Origin of the sequence: Nocardioides anomalus (genome assembly GCF_011046535.1) — a bacterium.
GTDB lineage: Bacteria > Actinomycetota > Actinomycetes > Propionibacteriales > Nocardioidaceae > Nocardioides > Nocardioides anomalus.
The window spans coordinates 3,799,201-3,815,218 of record NZ_CP049257.1 but is presented as its reverse complement, the minus strand read 5'-3'; the positions used below and the strand labels follow the sequence as shown (position 1 = coordinate 3,815,218).

Annotated in this window: 14 protein-coding genes and 1 pseudogene; 10 read left to right on the top strand and 5 right to left on the bottom strand. The window is 72.7% G+C overall.

Annotation, left to right across the window (positions count from 1 at the left end; translation table 11 throughout):
* Positions 1 to 48 precede the first annotated feature (48 nt).
* Genes G5V58_RS19070 through G5V58_RS19045 form a run of 6 tightly spaced genes read left to right on the top strand, consistent with a single transcriptional unit; the run spans position 49 to position 6,396 of the window.
* A complete protein-coding gene (locus G5V58_RS19070) occupies positions 49 to 1,323 on the top strand; it encodes a cytochrome P450 (RefSeq protein WP_165236316.1) in 1,275 nt (424 codons plus the stop codon).
* Positions 1,320 to 2,843, top strand: coding sequence for an AMP-binding protein (locus tag G5V58_RS19065; RefSeq protein ID WP_165236314.1), 1,524 nt, complete (start codon positions 1,320 to 1,322; stop codon positions 2,841 to 2,843). The genes G5V58_RS19070 and G5V58_RS19065 overlap by 4 nt, the downstream gene beginning before the upstream one ends.
* Positions 2,840 to 4,276, top strand: a complete 1,437-nt coding sequence (locus tag G5V58_RS19060; protein WP_165236312.1) for an acyclic terpene utilization AtuA family protein — start codon at positions 2,840 to 2,842, stop codon at positions 4,274 to 4,276. Before G5V58_RS19065 ends, G5V58_RS19060 begins: the two co-directional genes overlap by 4 nt.
* A complete protein-coding gene (locus G5V58_RS19055) occupies positions 4,263 to 4,583 on the top strand; it encodes a DUF4387 family protein (protein ID WP_165236310.1) in 321 nt (106 codons plus the stop codon). The genes G5V58_RS19060 and G5V58_RS19055 overlap by 14 nt, the downstream gene beginning before the upstream one ends.
* Positions 4,580 to 5,584, top strand: a complete 1,005-nt coding sequence (locus G5V58_RS19050) for an LLM class flavin-dependent oxidoreductase (protein WP_165236308.1) — start codon at positions 4,580 to 4,582, stop codon at positions 5,582 to 5,584. The genes G5V58_RS19055 and G5V58_RS19050 overlap by 4 nt, the downstream gene beginning before the upstream one ends.
* Positions 5,581 to 6,396, top strand: coding sequence for an SDR family NAD(P)-dependent oxidoreductase (locus G5V58_RS19045; RefSeq protein ID WP_165236306.1), 816 nt, complete (start codon positions 5,581 to 5,583; stop codon positions 6,394 to 6,396). Before G5V58_RS19050 ends, G5V58_RS19045 begins: the two co-directional genes overlap by 4 nt.
* Positions 6,397 to 6,565: 169 nt before the next feature.
* On the opposite strand, the gene G5V58_RS19040 is transcribed toward G5V58_RS19045, so the two are convergent.
* Together G5V58_RS19040 and G5V58_RS19035 are read right to left on the bottom strand one after the other, a co-directional pair.
* Positions 6,566 to 7,330, bottom strand: a complete 765-nt coding sequence (locus tag G5V58_RS19040) for an SDR family NAD(P)-dependent oxidoreductase (protein WP_165236304.1) — start codon at positions 7,328 to 7,330, stop codon at positions 6,566 to 6,568.
* 20 nt (positions 7,331 to 7,350) lie between these two features.
* Complete coding sequence (locus G5V58_RS19035) at positions 7,351 to 9,354, bottom strand: oxidoreductase (RefSeq protein WP_230486747.1); 2,004 nt, start codon at positions 9,352 to 9,354, stop codon at positions 7,351 to 7,353.
* 89 nt (positions 9,355 to 9,443) lie between these two features.
* Between G5V58_RS19035 and G5V58_RS19030 the strand changes: the two genes are divergently transcribed.
* Positions 9,444 to 10,316, top strand: a complete 873-nt coding sequence (locus G5V58_RS19030) for an amidohydrolase family protein (RefSeq protein WP_165236302.1) — start codon at positions 9,444 to 9,446, stop codon at positions 10,314 to 10,316.
* Positions 10,313 to 11,740, top strand: coding sequence for an MFS transporter (locus G5V58_RS19025; protein ID WP_165236300.1), 1,428 nt, complete (start codon positions 10,313 to 10,315; stop codon positions 11,738 to 11,740). The genes G5V58_RS19030 and G5V58_RS19025 overlap by 4 nt, the downstream gene beginning before the upstream one ends.
* Positions 11,741 to 11,855: 115 nt before the next feature.
* Here the strand turns inward: G5V58_RS19025 and G5V58_RS19020 are convergent, their stop codons facing one another.
* The 3 genes from G5V58_RS19020 to G5V58_RS19010 form a co-directional block, all read right to left on the bottom strand.
* Positions 11,856 to 12,311 carry a MaoC family dehydratase gene (locus G5V58_RS19020; protein ID WP_165236298.1) on the bottom strand — a complete coding sequence of 152 codons (456 nt, stop codon included), beginning with the start codon at positions 12,309 to 12,311 and terminating at the stop codon, positions 11,856 to 11,858.
* Between the two features lie 49 nt (positions 12,312 to 12,360).
* Positions 12,361 to 13,068: an HpcH/HpaI aldolase/citrate lyase family protein gene (locus tag G5V58_RS19015; protein ID WP_230487380.1), complete on the bottom strand. Its 708-nt coding sequence runs from the start codon at positions 13,066 to 13,068 to the stop codon at positions 12,361 to 12,363.
* A 199-nt stretch (positions 13,069 to 13,267) separates the two neighbouring features.
* Positions 13,268 to 14,434, bottom strand: a complete 1,167-nt coding sequence (locus tag G5V58_RS19010; RefSeq protein WP_165236296.1) for an acyl-CoA dehydrogenase family protein — start codon at positions 14,432 to 14,434, stop codon at positions 13,268 to 13,270.
* Between the two features lie 115 nt (positions 14,435 to 14,549).
* Here G5V58_RS19010 and G5V58_RS19005 point away from each other — a divergent pair, with 115 nt between their 5' ends.
* Together G5V58_RS19005 and G5V58_RS26765 are read left to right on the top strand one after the other, a co-directional pair.
* Entirely contained in the window at positions 14,550 to 15,308 is a 759-nt protein-coding gene (locus tag G5V58_RS19005; protein WP_165236294.1) for an SDR family NAD(P)-dependent oxidoreductase, read from the top strand.
* A 91-nt stretch (positions 15,309 to 15,399) separates the two neighbouring features.
* Positions 15,400 to 15,972, top strand: a pseudogene (locus tag G5V58_RS26765) (acyl-CoA dehydrogenase family protein); the annotation flags it as partial.
* Between the last annotated feature and the right edge of the window lie 46 nt (positions 15,973 to 16,018).

Sequence of the window (16,018 nt, the reverse complement as noted above, 5' to 3'; positions counted from 1 at the left end):
GTGCTCGCAATCCATGATCAACATAAGCAGGGTAGAGAGCGAGCCGAGATGAGCGCGACGGCGACCGCCCGGGTCCGCGACGAGGAGATCACGGCCTTCTTCTCCGCCGACCCTGCGACCATCGCCTGGCCCTACCCGATGTACGAGCGCTGGCGCTCCGGCAGCGGTGTGGTGCGGTGGGAGAGCGGTCCGGCGACCGTGGTCACGCGCTACCGCGACGTGAAGGACGTGATGGCGGGCCGCTACCCGATCATCCAGAACGCCTACCGCTTCGGCGAGCTCGCCGAGGGCACGATCGCGCGGCTGCCGCTCGACCAGCACGACACGTTCTTCAAGGTGCTCGACTTCGAGAGCCTGTTCATGAGCCGGCAGGACGCGGAGTCCCACGCGCGGCTGCGCCGGATCTCGGCCCGCGGCTTCACCGCCCGCCGGATCGCCCAGCTGCGCGACTCGGTGCAGGCCCACGTCGACGACCTCATCGAGGAGATGAAGGCGGCGCCGGTCGCCGACGTGAAGCAGCACCTGGCCAACAAGCTCCCCGTCCGGGTGATCGTCGACATGCTCGGGGTGCCGCAGTCGGACCGCGAGCTGATCTGGGAGTGGTCGGAGGCCGTCGGCCGGCTGTTCTCGCTCGACGAGCGCTCGCTGCACGAGGCCGACGAGGCCATCGACGCCTTCCGGGAGTACGTCGGTCGGACCGTCACCCGCTTCCGCCAGACCGGTGAGGGCCCCGAGCTCGCCGCGGCGCTGCTGGCCTCGGCCGACGACGAGGTGCTCACCGAGGACGAGCTGGTCGCGATGTACCTGCTCATCCTCTTCGGTGGCAGCGAGACCACCACCAACCTGCTCGGCAACGGCTTCCTGGCCCTCCAGCGCAACCGGGACCAGTGGGACCTGCTGCGTGAGCGGCCGGAGCTGGTCAGTGGCGCGAGCGACGAGCTCATCCGCTACGACTCGCCGCACCACTACCTGCCGCGCGTCGCGGCCGGCGACTTCGAGATCGGTGGCGTGCCGGTGCGCGAGGGCCAGACGGTCGTCGTGGTGATGGGCGCCGCCAACCGTGACGAGACCGTCTTCGCGGACCCGGACCGGCTCGACCTCACCCGGGCCAACAAGAACGAGCACCTCTCCTTCGCCTTCGGTGCGCACTACTGCCTCGGGGCAGCCCTTGCGCGCCTCGAGGGCGACGTCGTCTTCTCCACGCTGTTGCGGCGCTTCCCCGACGCGCGGCTGCTCGACGAGGACCCGGCGTACGCCGGCAGCGCGATGCTGCGCGCGGTCCAGTCGCTGCCCACCGACCTGGGCGAGGACCGGGGCAGGTGAGCGGCCCGTACCGGCTGGCCGACCAGGCCCGGGAGTGGGCGCGGAGCCGACCGGACCACCCGGCGTTCGTGCGGGCCCGGCGGGTGCAGACCTTCGCCGAGCTCGACGCCCGCGCCGACCGCTTCGCGCGCGGGCTGCTCGCCGCGGGGCTGCGGCCGGGCGACCGCGTGGCGCTGATCCTGGCCAACGCGCTGGAGACGTTCGAGGCGCTGCTCGGGTGTGCGCGCGCCGGGGCCGTCGCCGTGCCACTCAACTGGCGGCTGGCGCCCGCCGAGCTGAGCGAGGTGGCGGCCGACGCCGCGCCCCGGGCCACCGTCCTCGAGCCGCGGACCGCCCACCTGTTCCCGGCGCTGCGCGCCGTCCCTGGCTCGCTGCTCGACCTCGAGCTCGGCCCGGCGTACGAGGCCTGGCTGGCCGCGGCCCCGGCCGTCGACCTGGCCGACCTGCCCGAGGACCTGGACCGCGTCGTCCTGCAGGTCTACACGTCCGGGACCAGCGGCCGGCCCAAGGGCGTGCTGCTCACCGACCGCAACCTCGGCACCAAGGCCACCGGCGTCGTGCCCTGGTGGCGCCTGGAGCCGGACTCGCGGACCCTGCTCGCCACGCCCCTGTTCCACGTCGGCGCGCTGAGCTGGGGCCTGGCCGGCCTGGTCGCGGGCTCCACCTCGGTGCTCGCCTCCGACGCCGACCCGGCGACCCTGCTCGGTCACCTCGAGCGCGACGAGATCACGCACACGTTCCTGGTGCCGGCGATCATCGACCGGCTGTGCGCGGAGGCCCCGGCCGGCTCACGCTTCCCGCACCTGAGCCGGGTGCTCTACGGCGCCTCGCCCATCAGCCCGGCCACCCAGCGTGCGGCCCACACCCTGTTCGGGCCGGTGCTGACCCAGCTCTACGGGATGTCGGAGACCACCGGCGCGTTCACCGAGATGCCGGCCGATCCGCAGATCGACCCGGCGTCGCCGCGCTGGCGCTCGGCGGGACGGCCCTACCCCTGGGTCGAGCTCGAGGTCCACGACCCGCAGACCGGGGCGCGCTGCGGGGTGGGGGAGTTCGGCGAGGTGTGGACGCGCTCCGCCCAGAACTCACCGGGGTACGCCGGGCGGCCCGAGGAGACGGCCGCGCTGTACGCCGAGGACGGCTGGCTGCGCACCGGCGACGGGGGTCACCTCGACGAGGAGGGCCTGCTCTACCTCACCGACCGGGTCAAGGACCTCATCATCTCCGGCGGCGAGAACGTCTACCCGGCCGAGGTCGAGCGCGTGCTCCGGGAGCACCCGGACGTCGCCGAGGCCGTGGTGGTCGGCGTACCCGACGAGCGCTGGGGCGAGGTCGTCGCGGCCGTCGTCGTGCCGCGCGACGGGCTGGACCCCGACGAGCTGACCGCGTGGGCCGGGACCCGGCTCGCGGGCTACAAGCGACCGCGCCACGTCGTGGTCGTCGAGGACCTGCCGCGCAACGCGGCGGGCAAGGTGCTCCGCCGCCGGCTGCGCGAGGAGCTGGTGGAGGTGCAGGCATGAGCGGACTCCCTGTCGAGCCGGTGCGCCTGCTCGGCTTCGTCAACCACATCGCGCCGTCCGCGGACGTCGAGGAGGCGATCGCGCGCGCCTTCGAGTGGGGTGTCGACGCGGTCGTCGCTCAGGGGACCGGGAGTGACTGGGGCCCCTACTGGCTCGGCTCGGGCGAGCAGGTCGCGGCCAACCAGGCCGCGAACGTGGAGCCCTACGTCCGCGCCGCGCTGGAGCACGGCGTGCCGTTCGTCTTCTCCTTCGGGATCGCCGGCGGCGACGTCCACCTCGAGAGCTGCCTGCGCCGGTTCGACGAGATGTGCGAGCGGAACGGCTGGCGGCCCCGGGTGGGCGTGATCCGCTCCGAGCTCTCCCGTGCCGACCTGCGGGCGGCCGTCGAGCAGGGCCCGCCGGTCGTGCCGTGCGCCGCGGGCGCCGGGCTCGCGGACCCGCTGACCGTCGAGGACGTCGACCAGGTCGAGCGCGTGGTCGCCCTGATCGGCCCCGAGCCGGTCATGGCCGGTCTCGAGCAAGGGGTCGACGGCGTCATCACCGGCCGAGCGCTCGACATCGGGCTGTTCATGGCCCTGCCGATGCTGCGCGGCATCCCGACCGCGATCGCCGCACACGCCGGCAAGATGCTGGAGTGCGGCGGGCTGGCGCTCGAGCCGGGCGACTCGGGGCGCTGCATCTGGGCCAGCCTCGACGCCACCGGCTTCACGGTGCGCTCGCCGCACGAGGGCGCGGCTCCCACGATCCGCTCGCTGGTCTCGCACACCTTCTACGAGCGCTCGCACCCGACGCAGGAGGACAACCCGGGCGGCACCCTCGACCTCTCGGCGGCCACCTACGCCGAGGTCGACGGCGGCATCCGCTGCGAGGGTGCCCAGTGGCACGAGGCGCCGTACACCCTGCTGCTCGAGGGGGCGCGGCGCGAGGGCTTCCGCGCCGTCTCGCTCCTCGGCGTCCGCGAGCCGGCGCTGCTGGAGCAGGCCCGCTCGTGGACCGACGCGGCCGAGCAGGCGACGCTGACCGCACCGCGCTTCGCCCAGGCCGTCGCCGAGGGCCGGCTGCGGCTGCACACGCGGATCTTCGGACTCGACGCGGTGCTCGGCGACCTGGAGCCGCACCACGCGGTGACCGGACACGAGGCGGGCGTGCTCGTCGACGTCGTCGCCGACACCGCGGAGCTGGCCCAGGAGGCGGCGTACTACGCGTTCATCCGGCTGTTCATCGGTCCCTACCCGGGACGCAAGACGACCGCCGGCAACGCGGCCGCGCCGCTGATGCCGGTGGTCGTGCCGGTCTCCGACGTCTACAGCTTCTCGATCTACCACCTGCTCCCCGTCGCCGATCCGGTGGCGGCGTTCCCGGTCGACGTCACCGCCTTCCCCCGGCGGGTGTCGGCACCCAGCAACCCGGAGGTGGCGCATGCGGCTCTATGACTGCGCAGACATCATCCGCAGCAAGAACGCGGGCCCGTTCGCGGTGACCATCGACCTGTTCTTCGGCGACGAGGAGCGCTACCGGATGGCGCGGGAGTCGGCGCTGCTGACCCCCGAGGGCGTGGCCGCGGCGTACGACGTCGCGGTGGACCGCGTGAAGGGCGTGTGGTGGGACGACCGCATCCGCGCGGCGAAGGTCTCGTTGATGCGCTGGTCGTCGAGCACCGATCCGTACTGCGCCGACCTGTTCGGTGCGCACCTGCACACGCCGCTCGCCGCCGGGTCGCTCACCGGGGAGGCGTCGTGAGGTTCGGGATCCTGCTCACCTCGGTGCACGACGCCACGACCGACCCGCGCCAGCAGGTCCGCGAGCACGAGGAGCTGGTGCGGACCTCCGAGGAGCTCGGCTTCGACCTCATGGTCTGCGGCCAGCACTTCCTCGGCTCCGAGCTGCGCTACTTCCAGCCCGTGCCCTGGCTGACGCACATGGGTGGCGTGGCACCGTCGATGCGGACCGCGACCGGCATCGTGCTGCTCTCGATGGTCAACCCGGTGGAGATCGCCGAGCAGATGGCGACCCTGGACGTGCTCACCGACGGGCGCGCCGTCTTCGGTGTCGGTCTGGGCTACAGCCCGCACGAGTTCGCGGCGTTCGGCGTGGAGAAGGGCAGCAAGGTCAAGCGCTTCGAGGAGTCCCTGGCTCTGGTGCGCCGGCTGTGGAGCGGCGAGGTCGTCGACTTCGAGGGCGAGTTCTTCTCCGTGAGCGGAGCGCAGCCCTCGGTGCGACCGCTGCAGCAGGGCGGGATCCCGGTGTGGATCGGCGGCCAGGCCGCGGGCGCGGTCAAGCGCGCGGCGCGGCTCGGCGACGCGTGGTACACCCCTCCCTTCCCGACGCACACCGAGCTCCGCGGGCTGCGCGAGCTGTTCCTGACCACCCGCGCCGAGGCCGGCCTGCCGCTGGACGGCGACTTCCCGGTGCGCCGCGAGCTGCTCATCGCGCCCTCGAGGGCGGCGGGCCTCGAGGCGGCGCTGGAGCGCTACCGCGCGCGCTACGAGGTCTACAAGAAGTGGGGGCTCTCGGGGGAGAACACCCCGGTCGAGGACGGCGCCGAGCTGCGCGCCGACATCGAGGACCGCTTCATCCTGGGCACCGCCGCCGAGTGCGTCGACCAGCTCGGTCAGCTCGGCGAGGACATCGGGATGACCCACTTCGTCTACAAGCCGCACTGGCCGGGGCTCTCGCACCGCGACGCGATGGCGCAGCTCGAGGAGTTCGGCTCCCAGGTGCTGCCGGAGCTGGCCTCGTGAGGCTCGAGGCGGGCCAGGTCGCGGTCGTCACCGGTGGTGCGTCGGGGATCGGTCGCGCGATCGTGGACGCCTTCGCGGCGCGCGGCCTGACCGTCGTCATTGCCGACGTGGAGCCCTCGTCGCTCGACGAGGCGGTCGTCGCGGTCAACGCGACCGGGGCGACGGCGGCCGGAGTCGTCGTCGACGTGTCCTCACCCGACTCGGTCTCGGAGCTCGCCGAGCACGTCCTGGCCGAGCTCGGACGGGTCGACGTGCTGGTCAACAACGCCGGCGTGATCGCCCCGCGCCGCCCCCTCTGGGAGCACACGCCCGACGACTGGCGCTGGACGCTCGACGTGAACCTGCTCGGCGTCGCGAACGGCGTGCGCGCCTTCGTGCCGGCGATGATCGCGGCGGGCCGCGGCCACGTCGTCAACACCGCCTCGATGGCCGGGCTGACCACGATCCCCGGCGGAGGCAACGGCGCCTACTCGGCTTCCAAGCACGCCGTCGTCGGGCTCTCCGAGACCCTGCGGGTCGAGCTCGACGACGTGGCGCCCCAGATCGGCGTCACCGTGCTGTGCCCGGGACCGGTCCCGAGCCGCATCCACGAGTCCTCGCGCAACCGGCCGGCGGCCCTGGCCGACACCGGCGCCACCCCCGTCCCGGCTCGCACGACCACGATGACCCCGCTGGCGGCCGTCGAGCCGGCCGTCGTGGGCCGGCAGGTGGTCGAGGCCGTCGAGGCCGACCGGATGTACGTCGTGACCTCACCCGAGGTCGCCGCACTCGCCCTCGACCGCCTGGACCGGGTCCGCGCCGACCTGACCTGAGCCACGACGACCCGAGGCCCCGCGGACTCCGTCCGCCGGGCCTCGTCGTCGGGACCGCTAGTGGTGCGAGAAGGGCCTGGGCGGCTCGCCCAGCGCCGTGAACCGGTGGAGCCGCGCGCCGCCGGCGCCGCCGGCGGTCACCTCGGCCTTGCCGGTGCGGCCAGGCGGGTCACTTGGCCGTGATGCCGCCGTCGACCGGGATCGTGACGCCGGTGACGTAGCTGCTCATGTCGCTGGCCAGGAACAGGGCGACCTGGGCGATCTCCTCGGGCTGGCTCGCGCGACCCATCGGGATGGTCGCGAAGAAGGCCTGCTTGCGCCTCTCGATCTCCTCGGGGTCGTCGATGCGGAAGAACCCGGGCAGGCCGGGGGTCTCGACCGAGCCGGGCGCGATGGCGTTGACCCTGATGCCCTCGGCAGCGTGGGCGAGCGCCATCGAGCGGACCAGGGCGATGACGCCACCCTTGGTGAAGGAGTACATGGGGCTGAACGGCGAGCCGACCAGCCCGGAGGTCGAGCTGGTGAAGATCACCGACGCGTTCTGGGCCGCCCGGAGCGAGTCCAGGAGGTAGCCGCTGAGGAAGAAGCTCGCACGGCCGTTGACCTCCAGCCCGAGGTCCCACTCCTCCTCGGTCAGCTCGAGACCGGCGGCGCCCGGGATGCCGACGTTGTTGTAGAGCACGTGCAGCTTGCCGTGGTCGCGGGTGACGCCGTCGGCGAGCTCCTTGAGCGCACCGAGGTCGCGCACGTCGACCACGGCGTACGCCGCGCTGCCGCCCTCGCTCTCGATGCCGGCCACGGTCTCCTTGGCCGCGGTCTCGTTCACGTCGACGACGATCACGTGGGCGCCCTCGCGGGCGAAGGCCTCGGCGCCGGACCGGCCCATGCCGGAGGCACCGGCGGTGACGAGGGCGACCTTGTCCTTGAGCAGCATTGCGTTCTCCTTCGGGTGGGTCAGGCGGGCTCGAGGGCCGAGCCGGCCGTCACGATCTGCTGGGCCAGGGCCCTGGCCTGCTGGGTGGCGAAGACGAGGCGGCGGGGGGCGTAGGCGTCACCGAGCACGTGCACGTCCGGGTGCCGGCCGCGCAGCTCGTCGTACAGCGTGGCGTCGGAGACGCTGCCGCACGCGAGCACGACGGTGTCGAACCCGCCCAGCTCGCGCTCCCTGCCGGAGTAGACGTTGCGGGTCGTCACGCTGCCGGCTCCGATGGCGACGACCTCCTCCATGAACACGAACCGCACGTCGGCGGCGTCGAGGCGGCCGAGGATCGCGCCGATGTAGTAGCGGCCGAGTAGTGGGGCGGGCTGGTGGGTCGCGTAGACCACGGTGACCTGCTTGCCCTGCTGGGCGAGGTGGTCGGCCACCGACAGCGGCGGCACGTGGTCGTCCTGCGCGACCACGAGCACCCGCTCGCCGGTCTCGACCTCGCCGGCCAGGACCTCGCGGACCTCGTGCACGTGCGCGCCGTCGACCCCCGGTACGGCGGGGCGCCGCGGCCCGGCGCCGGTCGCCACGGCGACCACGTCGACGTCGCGGGCGAGCACGTCGTCCACGCCCAGCCGCGAGCCGGTGTGCACCCGGACGCCGAGGGACCCCAGCCGGCGGACCTGCCAGTCGAGGTACTTCTGGTAGCCGTCGTGGCCGGGTGCTCGCACGACGTACCGCAGCTGGCCGCCGAGCTCCGGCCCGGCCTCGTGCAGCTCGACGTCCACGCCGGACTCCGCGCTGAGCGCCGCCAGCTCCATGCCGGCCGGGCCGCCGCCGACGACCAGCAGCCGCCGGCCGGGCCGCGGGTTGAGCCACACGCCCTCGACCTCGTGGCTGGTGCCGGGGTTGACCGCGCAGCCGAAGGGCAGGCCCTCGACGTAGCGCCGGCTGATGCAGTCGTTGCCGCCCACGCACGGGCGCACGTCCTGCGGCCGTCCCTCGCGCGCCTTACGGAGCAGGTCGCCGTCGGCGATGTGGGCCCGCGCCATGCCGACGAGGTCGGCGTGGCCCGCGGCCAGCACCCGTTCGGCCACGTCGGGGTCGGTGATGCGGCCGGTGTGCACGACCGGCAGCGACAGGGCCTGCTTGAGCCGGCCGGCGAGGGCGGCCCACTGGCCGGGCTCGAAGTACGTCGGCTGGATGTAGCTCGGGTTGCCCCAGGGCGTGCCCACCACACCGTGTACGTAGTCGATGAGACCGGTGGACTCCAGGTACTGCGCGATCGCGACGCCACCGTCGGTGTCGTAGCCGCCGGGCAGCTCCTCGCGGATGTTGAGCCGGACGCCGACCGTCATCGAGTCGCCGACCGCGTCGCGGATCGCGCGGAGGCACTCGACCGAGAAGCGGGCGCGGTTCTCCAGTGACCCGCCGTAGGCGTCCTCGCGCTGGTTGGTCAGCGGCGAGAGGAACCACTCGTGCAGGTCGTCGTGGTTGAGGTGCAGCTCGACCCCGTCGGCGCGGCCCTGCTGGGAGCGGACCGCGGACTCGGCGTACTCCTGGACGAACGCGGCGATGTCGTCGGTGTCCATCACGTGCGGCATGAGGTTGATCGTCGGCGCGCTCATGACCGGGCTGGGCGCGTGCGGCATGCCTCCCTGGTGGACCATCTGCACGGTCACCGCGGTGCCGCGCGCGTGCATAGCGTCGCAGAAGGCCTGGACCCGCTCGACGAAGTACGGCAGGCGGAAGAAGCCGGTGGTCGCGGCTCCGACGCCGCTGGGGTCGAAGCCGGGGACCACGCGGTTGCGCAGGTGGGTGCTCAGGCTGCCCACCCACGCGACGCCGGCGTCCGCACGCTGCTCGAAGTAGGCGATGTTGCGCGCCGCGTCCTCGTCGGTGCCGTAGATGTTGCCGATGGCGGAGGCGTGGGGAGGCAGCATGACGCGGCCGTGCAGGCTCATGGTCCCGACCTGGATGGGCTCGAACAGGTGGGGGTACGCCTCGCTCACCGTGACGCCTTCCATGTTCATGATTGGCAGGGTTAGGTCAATCTACGGCGCTGTGCCGACATCGGCAAGAGCGTTGACGCCTCCCGGATCCATGCACATGATGAGCCTTGATGTCCGAACCGGTGGTCGACGCCCACGTCCACGTCTGGGACCTGGCGCGCCGCCCGCAGCGCTGGATCGACCCGGTCACGATGTCCGAGATCGCCCGCGACCACCCCGTCGGTGAGCTCGAGGCCGAGCTGCGGTCCGCCCACGTCACCGGGTCCGTGCTGGTGCAGGTGCTCAACGACCCCGGCGAGACCGACGACTTCCTCTGGGCCGGCCGCTCGCCGGTGGTCGACGGGGTGGTCGGGTGGGTGGACCTGCTCGACCCCGGCGTGGGCGAGGCGCTCGACGCGCTGGGCGCGCACCCCTCGGGCACGCCGCTGGTGGGCGTGCGCCACCAGGCCCTCGCCGAGGCCGACCCCGCGGCCTGGCTCGCCCGGGCGGGAGCGGGTCCGGGCCTCTCCGCGCTGGAGGAGCGGGGGCTGGCCTGCGACCTGATCCTGCGACCGGAGCACCTCGACGTTGCCCGCGACGTCCTCGGCGCGCACCCGGGCACCACGTTCGTCCTCGACCACGCCGGCAAGGCGCCGGTGCTGAGCGGGTGGGGCTCCGCGGACGCCGACCACTGGGCCGCGCGGGTGGCGCGGCTCGCCCGTCTGCCGCACGTGCTGGTGAAGCTGTCGGGCCTGACCACGATGGGCGACCTCGCACGGTGGGAGGTCGCGGACCTGCGGCCCTGGGTCGAGCACCTGCTGGAGCTGTTCGGCGCGGACCGGGTGCTGTTCGGGTCCGACTGGCCGGTGAGCCGGCGCGCAGGGGACTACGCGCGGACGCTCGAGGCCGCGCGGGCGCTGGTCGCAGGGCTGAGCCCCGGCGAGCGCGCGGCGGTGATGGGCGAGACCGCGCGTCGGGCGTACCGCCTGGAGACGCCACGGTGAGCACGACCACCACCCGCGTCGACAACCAGGCCGGGCTGACCGCCGCGCTGGTGCTCGTCGTCGTGTGCGTCGGGGTGGTCAGCAGCCTGGGAGCCCCGCTCATCCCGGCCATTGCCGAGTCGCGTCACGTCAGCCCGAGCGCCGCGCAGTGGTCGCTCACCATCACCCTGCTCACGGGCGCGGTGCTGGCGCCCGTGCTCGGCCGGCTCGGCGACGGGCCGCGGCGCCGCGAGGTCGTGCTGGTCACCCTCGCCCTCGTGGCGGCCGGCTGTGTGCTGGCCGCACCGGACTGGGGCTTCGCGACCCTGCTGGTGGGTCGGGCGCTCCAGGGGCTCGGCCTGGGGCTGATGCCACTGGGCGTCGCGGTGCTGCGCGACCACCTCGACCCGCCGCGGGTGCGCCGGGCGGTCGTCCTGGTGTCGATCTCGTCGGTCGCGGGCGCCGGCGTCGGCTACCCGGTGAGCGGCGCCCTGGCCGCGGTCGGCGGCGTGGGGGCGAGCTTCTGGTTCGGGGCGGGGGTCGTCGTGGTCGCGCTCGCGGTGGCGGCGCGCGTGCTGCCGACCGGTCGCCACCTCGACCGCGCGCACCTCGACGTGCCGGGAGCGGTGCTGCTGGGACTGGGCGTGGCCGGGCTGCTGCTGGTGCTCAGCCAGGGCCGGCAGTGGGGCTGGTCGTCGCCCGAGGTGGTCGCGCTCGCCGTGCTCTCGCCGGCGCTGCTCGCGGTCTTCGTGCGGCACGAGCAGCGCGCGGCCACCCCGCTGGTCGACCTGCGGCTGCTGCGCCACGGGCCCGTGCTGGTCGCGGACCTCACCGCCCTGACCGCGGGCGTCGGCGTGTACCTGCTCATGTCGTCGGTCAGCTGGCTCCTGCAGTCGCCGGCCACCGGAGGCGGCTTCGGCCTGTCGACCCTGGTCGCGGCCGGCGCGATGGTGCCGTTCTCGGTCACGAGTGTCGCGACCGCTCAGCTCGCCGTCCCGCGCCTGGTCGAGCGGCTCGGGGACGCCTGGTCGATGCCGATCGGCTGCCTGGTCTTCGCGGTCTCGATGGGCCTGCTCGCGGTGCTGCGCGACCAGCCGTGGCAGGCCTACCTGGTGATGGGGGTCGGCGGCGTCGGCGCGGGCTGCACGTTCTCCTCGATGCCGAGCGTGATCGTCCGCGCCGTGCCTTCCGGCGAGGTGGGCAGCGCCACGGGTCTCAACCAGGTCATGCGCTCGATCGGCTACGCGACCGGAGCCGCGGCGTTCGCGGCCGTCCTCGCGGCGTACGCCGACCCACGCACCGGCTCGACCCCGCCCGGCGGGTTCGCGGTCGCCGCCTGGATCGGCGTCGCCGTCTTCGCCGGCACGGCGATGGTGGACCTGGTCCTGCTGCGGGGACGCCGCGCCCCGGCCCGTCACGAGCCCGAGCTGGTCACGCCGCCGTGATCGGGCCTTCGGGAGAGGACCAGTCATGGAGACCGAAGCCATCGTCAGGGTCATCACCGGCGGCGCGTCCGAGCTGGGACGGCGAGCGCCCGGGGGTGCGGAGGGCAGGCGCGCGTCAGTCGACCGGCTTCTTCAGCATCAGCCCGGCGCGGTGGGCGATGTGGACCACCTCGTCGCGCTGGTTGATGCCGAGGTGCTCGAAGTAGACGATGCCGGAGTCGGTGCGGGACTTGGACTCGCGCTTGTCCATGATCGTCGACTCCGCGCGCAGCGTGTCGCCGTGGAAGACCGGCTTGGGGAAGTCGAACTTCGTGTAGCCGAGGTTGCCCAGGGTGGTGCCGAGCGTCAGGTCGTTGACGATCATCCCGCCGATCACGCCCGCGGTCCACAGGCTCGGCACCAGCCGCTGGCCGTGGATCGTGCCCTCCATGTAGTGCTGGTCGAGGTGGATCGGCGCGGGGTTCATCGTGATGCCGCAGTAGAGGATCGTGTCGGTCTCGGTGACCGTGCGCGTCCAGTCGTGCTTGTACTGCGTGCCGATCTCGAACTCCTCGAACCACAGGCCGGTCATGGGTGCTCCTCGCGGGTACGTCGTGGGGTGGGCTGGGCAGGGGCGGCGGTCAGAGGCCGCCGTTGAGCGAGGCGAGCTCGTCGACGCGGGCCAGCCACTCGGTGGCCTTGTCGGCGTGCGCCTTGTCGATGTGGATCTCGCCGTACATGACGGCGCCGTCGCCGCGGGCGTCCGCCTCGTTATAGGTGTCGAGCAGCCCGCGGTAGAAGTCGATCTGCTCCTGGTCGGGCGTGTAGGCCTTGTTCACCACCGGCACGTGCGAGGGGTGCAGCACCACCTGGCCGCGGAAGCCCATCGCCCGGCTCCGGTCGCTGAAGACGGCGAGCCCCTCGAGGTCGTGGATCCGCTCCCAGAGCGCGGTCAGCGCGTGCCGGCCGGCCGCCTTGGTCGCCAGCATGATCTTGGTGCGGTGGTACGCCGACTCCGTGCCCTCCGGCGTCCACTCGTAGCCGACGGCCTTGGCGATGTCGGCGTGCTCCGCGGTCGGTCCGATCATGGCGCCGACGCGGGGCGACGCGGCCGCGATCTCCTCGCAGTTCTGGATGCCGTGGATCGTCTCGACCGGGACGATGTACTCCAGCCCCGAGGCCCCGTTCTCCCTCTCGAACAGGTCGACGAGCGCGTCGTACTTGTGCACGTCGATCGCGCTGTTGACCTTCGGCGCGAAGATGCCGGTCAGCCCCGGCACGACGGCTGCGCGCAGGTCGGCGCCCACGTGCTGGGTCGCCATCGCGTTGCACCGGACGAACAGGCCCAGGTCGGGGTGCGACGCGGACAGCCGCTCGATCCCGGCGGCGACCTCCTCGCGGGCCCCCCGGCTTGAGGTGCTCGGGGACCGAGTCCTCCAGGTCCAGGCACACCGCGTCGGCCCCGGCCTCGGCGGCGCGGTCGTACCAGCTGGTCTTGTGGGCGGGGACGAACAGGACGGTGCGGTAGGGGCGCATCGGCGACTCCGATCAGTAGGAGCGGGGGAGACCCAGCACGTGCTCGCTGAGGTAGTTCAGCACCATCTCCTGCGAGATCGGTGCGATGCGCTTGAGGCGGGCCTCACGGAAGTAGCGCTCGACGTGGAACTCCTTGCCGAAGCCGAAGCCGCCATGGGTCTGCAGGGCCACGTCGGCGGCGTTGAAGGCGGCGTCGGCGGCGAGGTACTTGCCCTGGTTCGCCTCCTTGCCGCACTCGAAGCCGTTGTCGAGCAGCCAGGCCGCCTGGTCGATGACGAGCTGGGCCGCGTCGAGCCGCATCGAGGCCTCGGCCAGCGGGTGGGCGATGGCCTGGTTCTGACCGATGGGCCGGCCGAACACGTGCCGCTCGTTGGCGTAGGCGACGCCCCGCCGGATCGCCGCGCGACCGATGCCGGTCGCGGCGTTGGAGGCGATGATGCGCTCGGCGTTGAGGCCGGCGAGGATCGCACGGAACCCCTTGCCCACCTCCCCCACGACGTCCTCGTCGGCGACGAAGAGGTCGTCGATGAAGACCTCGTTGGTGTTGACGGCGTTGCGACCCAGCTTGGGGATCTCGCGGATCTGCACGTGCTCGGGGTCCATCTCGGCGAAGAGCAGCGTCATGCCGTCCGTGCGCTTCGCGACGTCCTCGCGCTTGGTCGTGCGCACCAGCAGCAGCATCCGCTCGGCCTGCTGCGCCTTGGTGATCCAGACCTTCTTGCCGGTCACCCGGAAGCCACCGTCGACCTTGCGCGCGAACGTCGTGATGCCGGTCGTGTCGGTGCCGGCGTCCGGCTCGGTCACCGCGAACGAGATGTGCAGGTCGCCGTTCGGCACGCGCGGCAGGAAGCGCTCCTTGAGGCTGTCGCTGCCGTGCCGGATGATCGGGTCGAAGCCGAAGATGCCGATGTGCACGGCACTGCAGGCGTTCATGCCACCGCCGGAGGCGGAGATCTCGTGCTCGACGATCGCCGCCTCGGTCACGCCGAGCCCGCCGCCGCCGTACTCCTCGGGGATCGTGATGCCGAGCCAGCCGGCCTTGGCCACCGCGTTGTAGAACTCCCAGGGGAACTCGTGGTCGCGGTCGTGCTCCATCCAGTACTGGTCGTCGAACGGCTTCATCATGTCGCGCACACCGGCGCGGATGTCGTCGTGCAGAGGGTTCTTGCTGAAGTCCATGGTGACCGCCCGGTCTGTCGCTCGACTCGACCGCCGGTCTCGGAGGTCGCCAACTGATGCTAATTATGCGCATGATTGTCGTCAACATCGGGTGGAGACGACGAGGAGGTCCGTGGTGCGCAGAGCGGTGGTGGTGACCGGGGCGGCCCGGGGGATCGGAGCGGCGATCGGCCGGCAGCTGGCCGATGTCGGGTACGCCGTGACGGGGCTCGACCGGAGCGGGACCGTGCACGATACGGTCGCGTCGTGGCCGGGCGACGGCCACGTGGCGCTGGTCGGCGACGCCGCGGACGAGGACCTGCTGGCCCGGGCGTGCCTCGAGGCGCACGAGCGGGACGGCCTGCACGGCTTCGTGGCCAATGCCGGTCTCGCGCGCCCCGGGCCCAGTGCCGACTACGCGCGCTCGGACTGGGAGGAGCTGCTGACCGTCAACCTCACCGCGCCCTTCCTCGGCGCGCGGGCGGCTCGACCGCACCTGGTCGCGGGCGGCAGCGTGGTGATGATCAGCTCGGTCAACGCCACGTTGGGGATGGGCGGCCGGGCGGCGTACTGCGCGGCCAAGGCGGGGGTGAACGGGCTGGTCCGCTCCCTGGCCGTCGAGTGGGGGTCCGAGCGCATCCGGGTCAACGCCGTCGCACCCGGGACGATCCTGACCGAGATGGCGCGGGAGTTCGTGGCCACCGGCACCGCGACCTTCGAGCAGTACGCCGAGCGGGTGCCGATGGGCCACTCCGGCGGGCCGACCGACGTCGCCGGCGCGGTGGCGTTCCTGCTCTCGCCCGCGTCGACGTACGTGACCGGGACGGTGCTGCCGGTGGACGGGGGCTGGGCCGTCAACGGGGTCGGTGCTCCGTCGACCGCGGAACAGGGCTGAGGACCCCGGTTGCCAACCTCGCTCATTTGAGCATAATGGTGATCATCAATTACCGCCCGACTCCAGGGTCGGACATCGATCGGAGCACCAGATGAGCAGCGCCGCGCTGACCGATGAGCAGCAGCAGGTCAAGGAGACCGCTGCGCGCATCGCGCGGGAGGTGTACGCCCCACGGGCCCTGGAGTGGGACCAGGACCGCACCCCGTTCCCCGTCGAGGAGCGTCGCCGGTTGGGCGAGCTGGGGCTGCTCGGCATCGCCCTGCCCGAGGAGTACGGCGGCTCGGCCGCCCCCATCCTCGACGCCCTGGTCGCCATCGAGGAGCTGGCCAAGGTCTGCCGTCCGGCGGCGTTCCAGGTCTTCGAGTCCAACACCGGCCCGGCGCGCGTCGTGGCGCACCACGGCTCGGAGCGGCTCAAGGAGAAGTACCTGCCCTCGATCATCTCCGGCGACCTCTCGATGGCCGTCGCGATCTCCGAGCCCGACGCCGGGTCGGCCGCGACGGACATGACGACCAAGGCGGTCCGCGAGGGCGACTCCTACCGCATCAACGGCGCCAAGCGCTGGATCTCGAACTCCGGTCACGCCGAGCTCTACCTGCTCTACGTCCGCATGGACGACCAGCCCGGGGCCAAGGGCATCGGGGCGGTCATCGTCGAGAAGGACATGGACGGCGTGCAGTTCGGCGTCCCGGAGAAGCTCATGGGCTTCC

Excerpts from the sequence above, each read along its gene's own strand:
- G5V58_RS19070 (WP_165236316.1), top strand. The coding sequence starts at position 49 with ATGAGCGCGACGGCGACCGCCCGGGTCCGCGACGAGGAGATCACGGCC.
- G5V58_RS19060 (WP_165236312.1), top strand. The coding sequence starts at position 2,840 with ATGAGCGGACTCCCTGTCGAGCCGGTGCGCCTGCTCGGCTTCGTCAAC.
- G5V58_RS19055 (WP_165236310.1), top strand. The coding sequence starts at position 4,263 with ATGCGGCTCTATGACTGCGCAGACATCATCCGCAGCAAGAACGCGGGC.
- G5V58_RS19040 (WP_165236304.1), bottom strand. The coding sequence starts at position 7,330 with ATGCTGCTCAAGGACAAGGTCGCCCTCGTCACCGCCGGTGCCTCCGGC.
- G5V58_RS19035 (WP_230486747.1), bottom strand. The coding sequence starts at position 9,354 with ATGAACATGGAAGGCGTCACGGTGAGCGAGGCGTACCCCCACCTGTTC.
- G5V58_RS19030 (WP_165236302.1), top strand. The coding sequence starts at position 9,444 with ATGTCCGAACCGGTGGTCGACGCCCACGTCCACGTCTGGGACCTGGCG.
- G5V58_RS19020 (WP_165236298.1), bottom strand. The coding sequence starts at position 12,311 with ATGACCGGCCTGTGGTTCGAGGAGTTCGAGATCGGCACGCAGTACAAG.
- G5V58_RS19010 (WP_165236296.1), bottom strand. The coding sequence starts at position 14,434 with ATGGACTTCAGCAAGAACCCTCTGCACGACGACATCCGCGCCGGTGTG.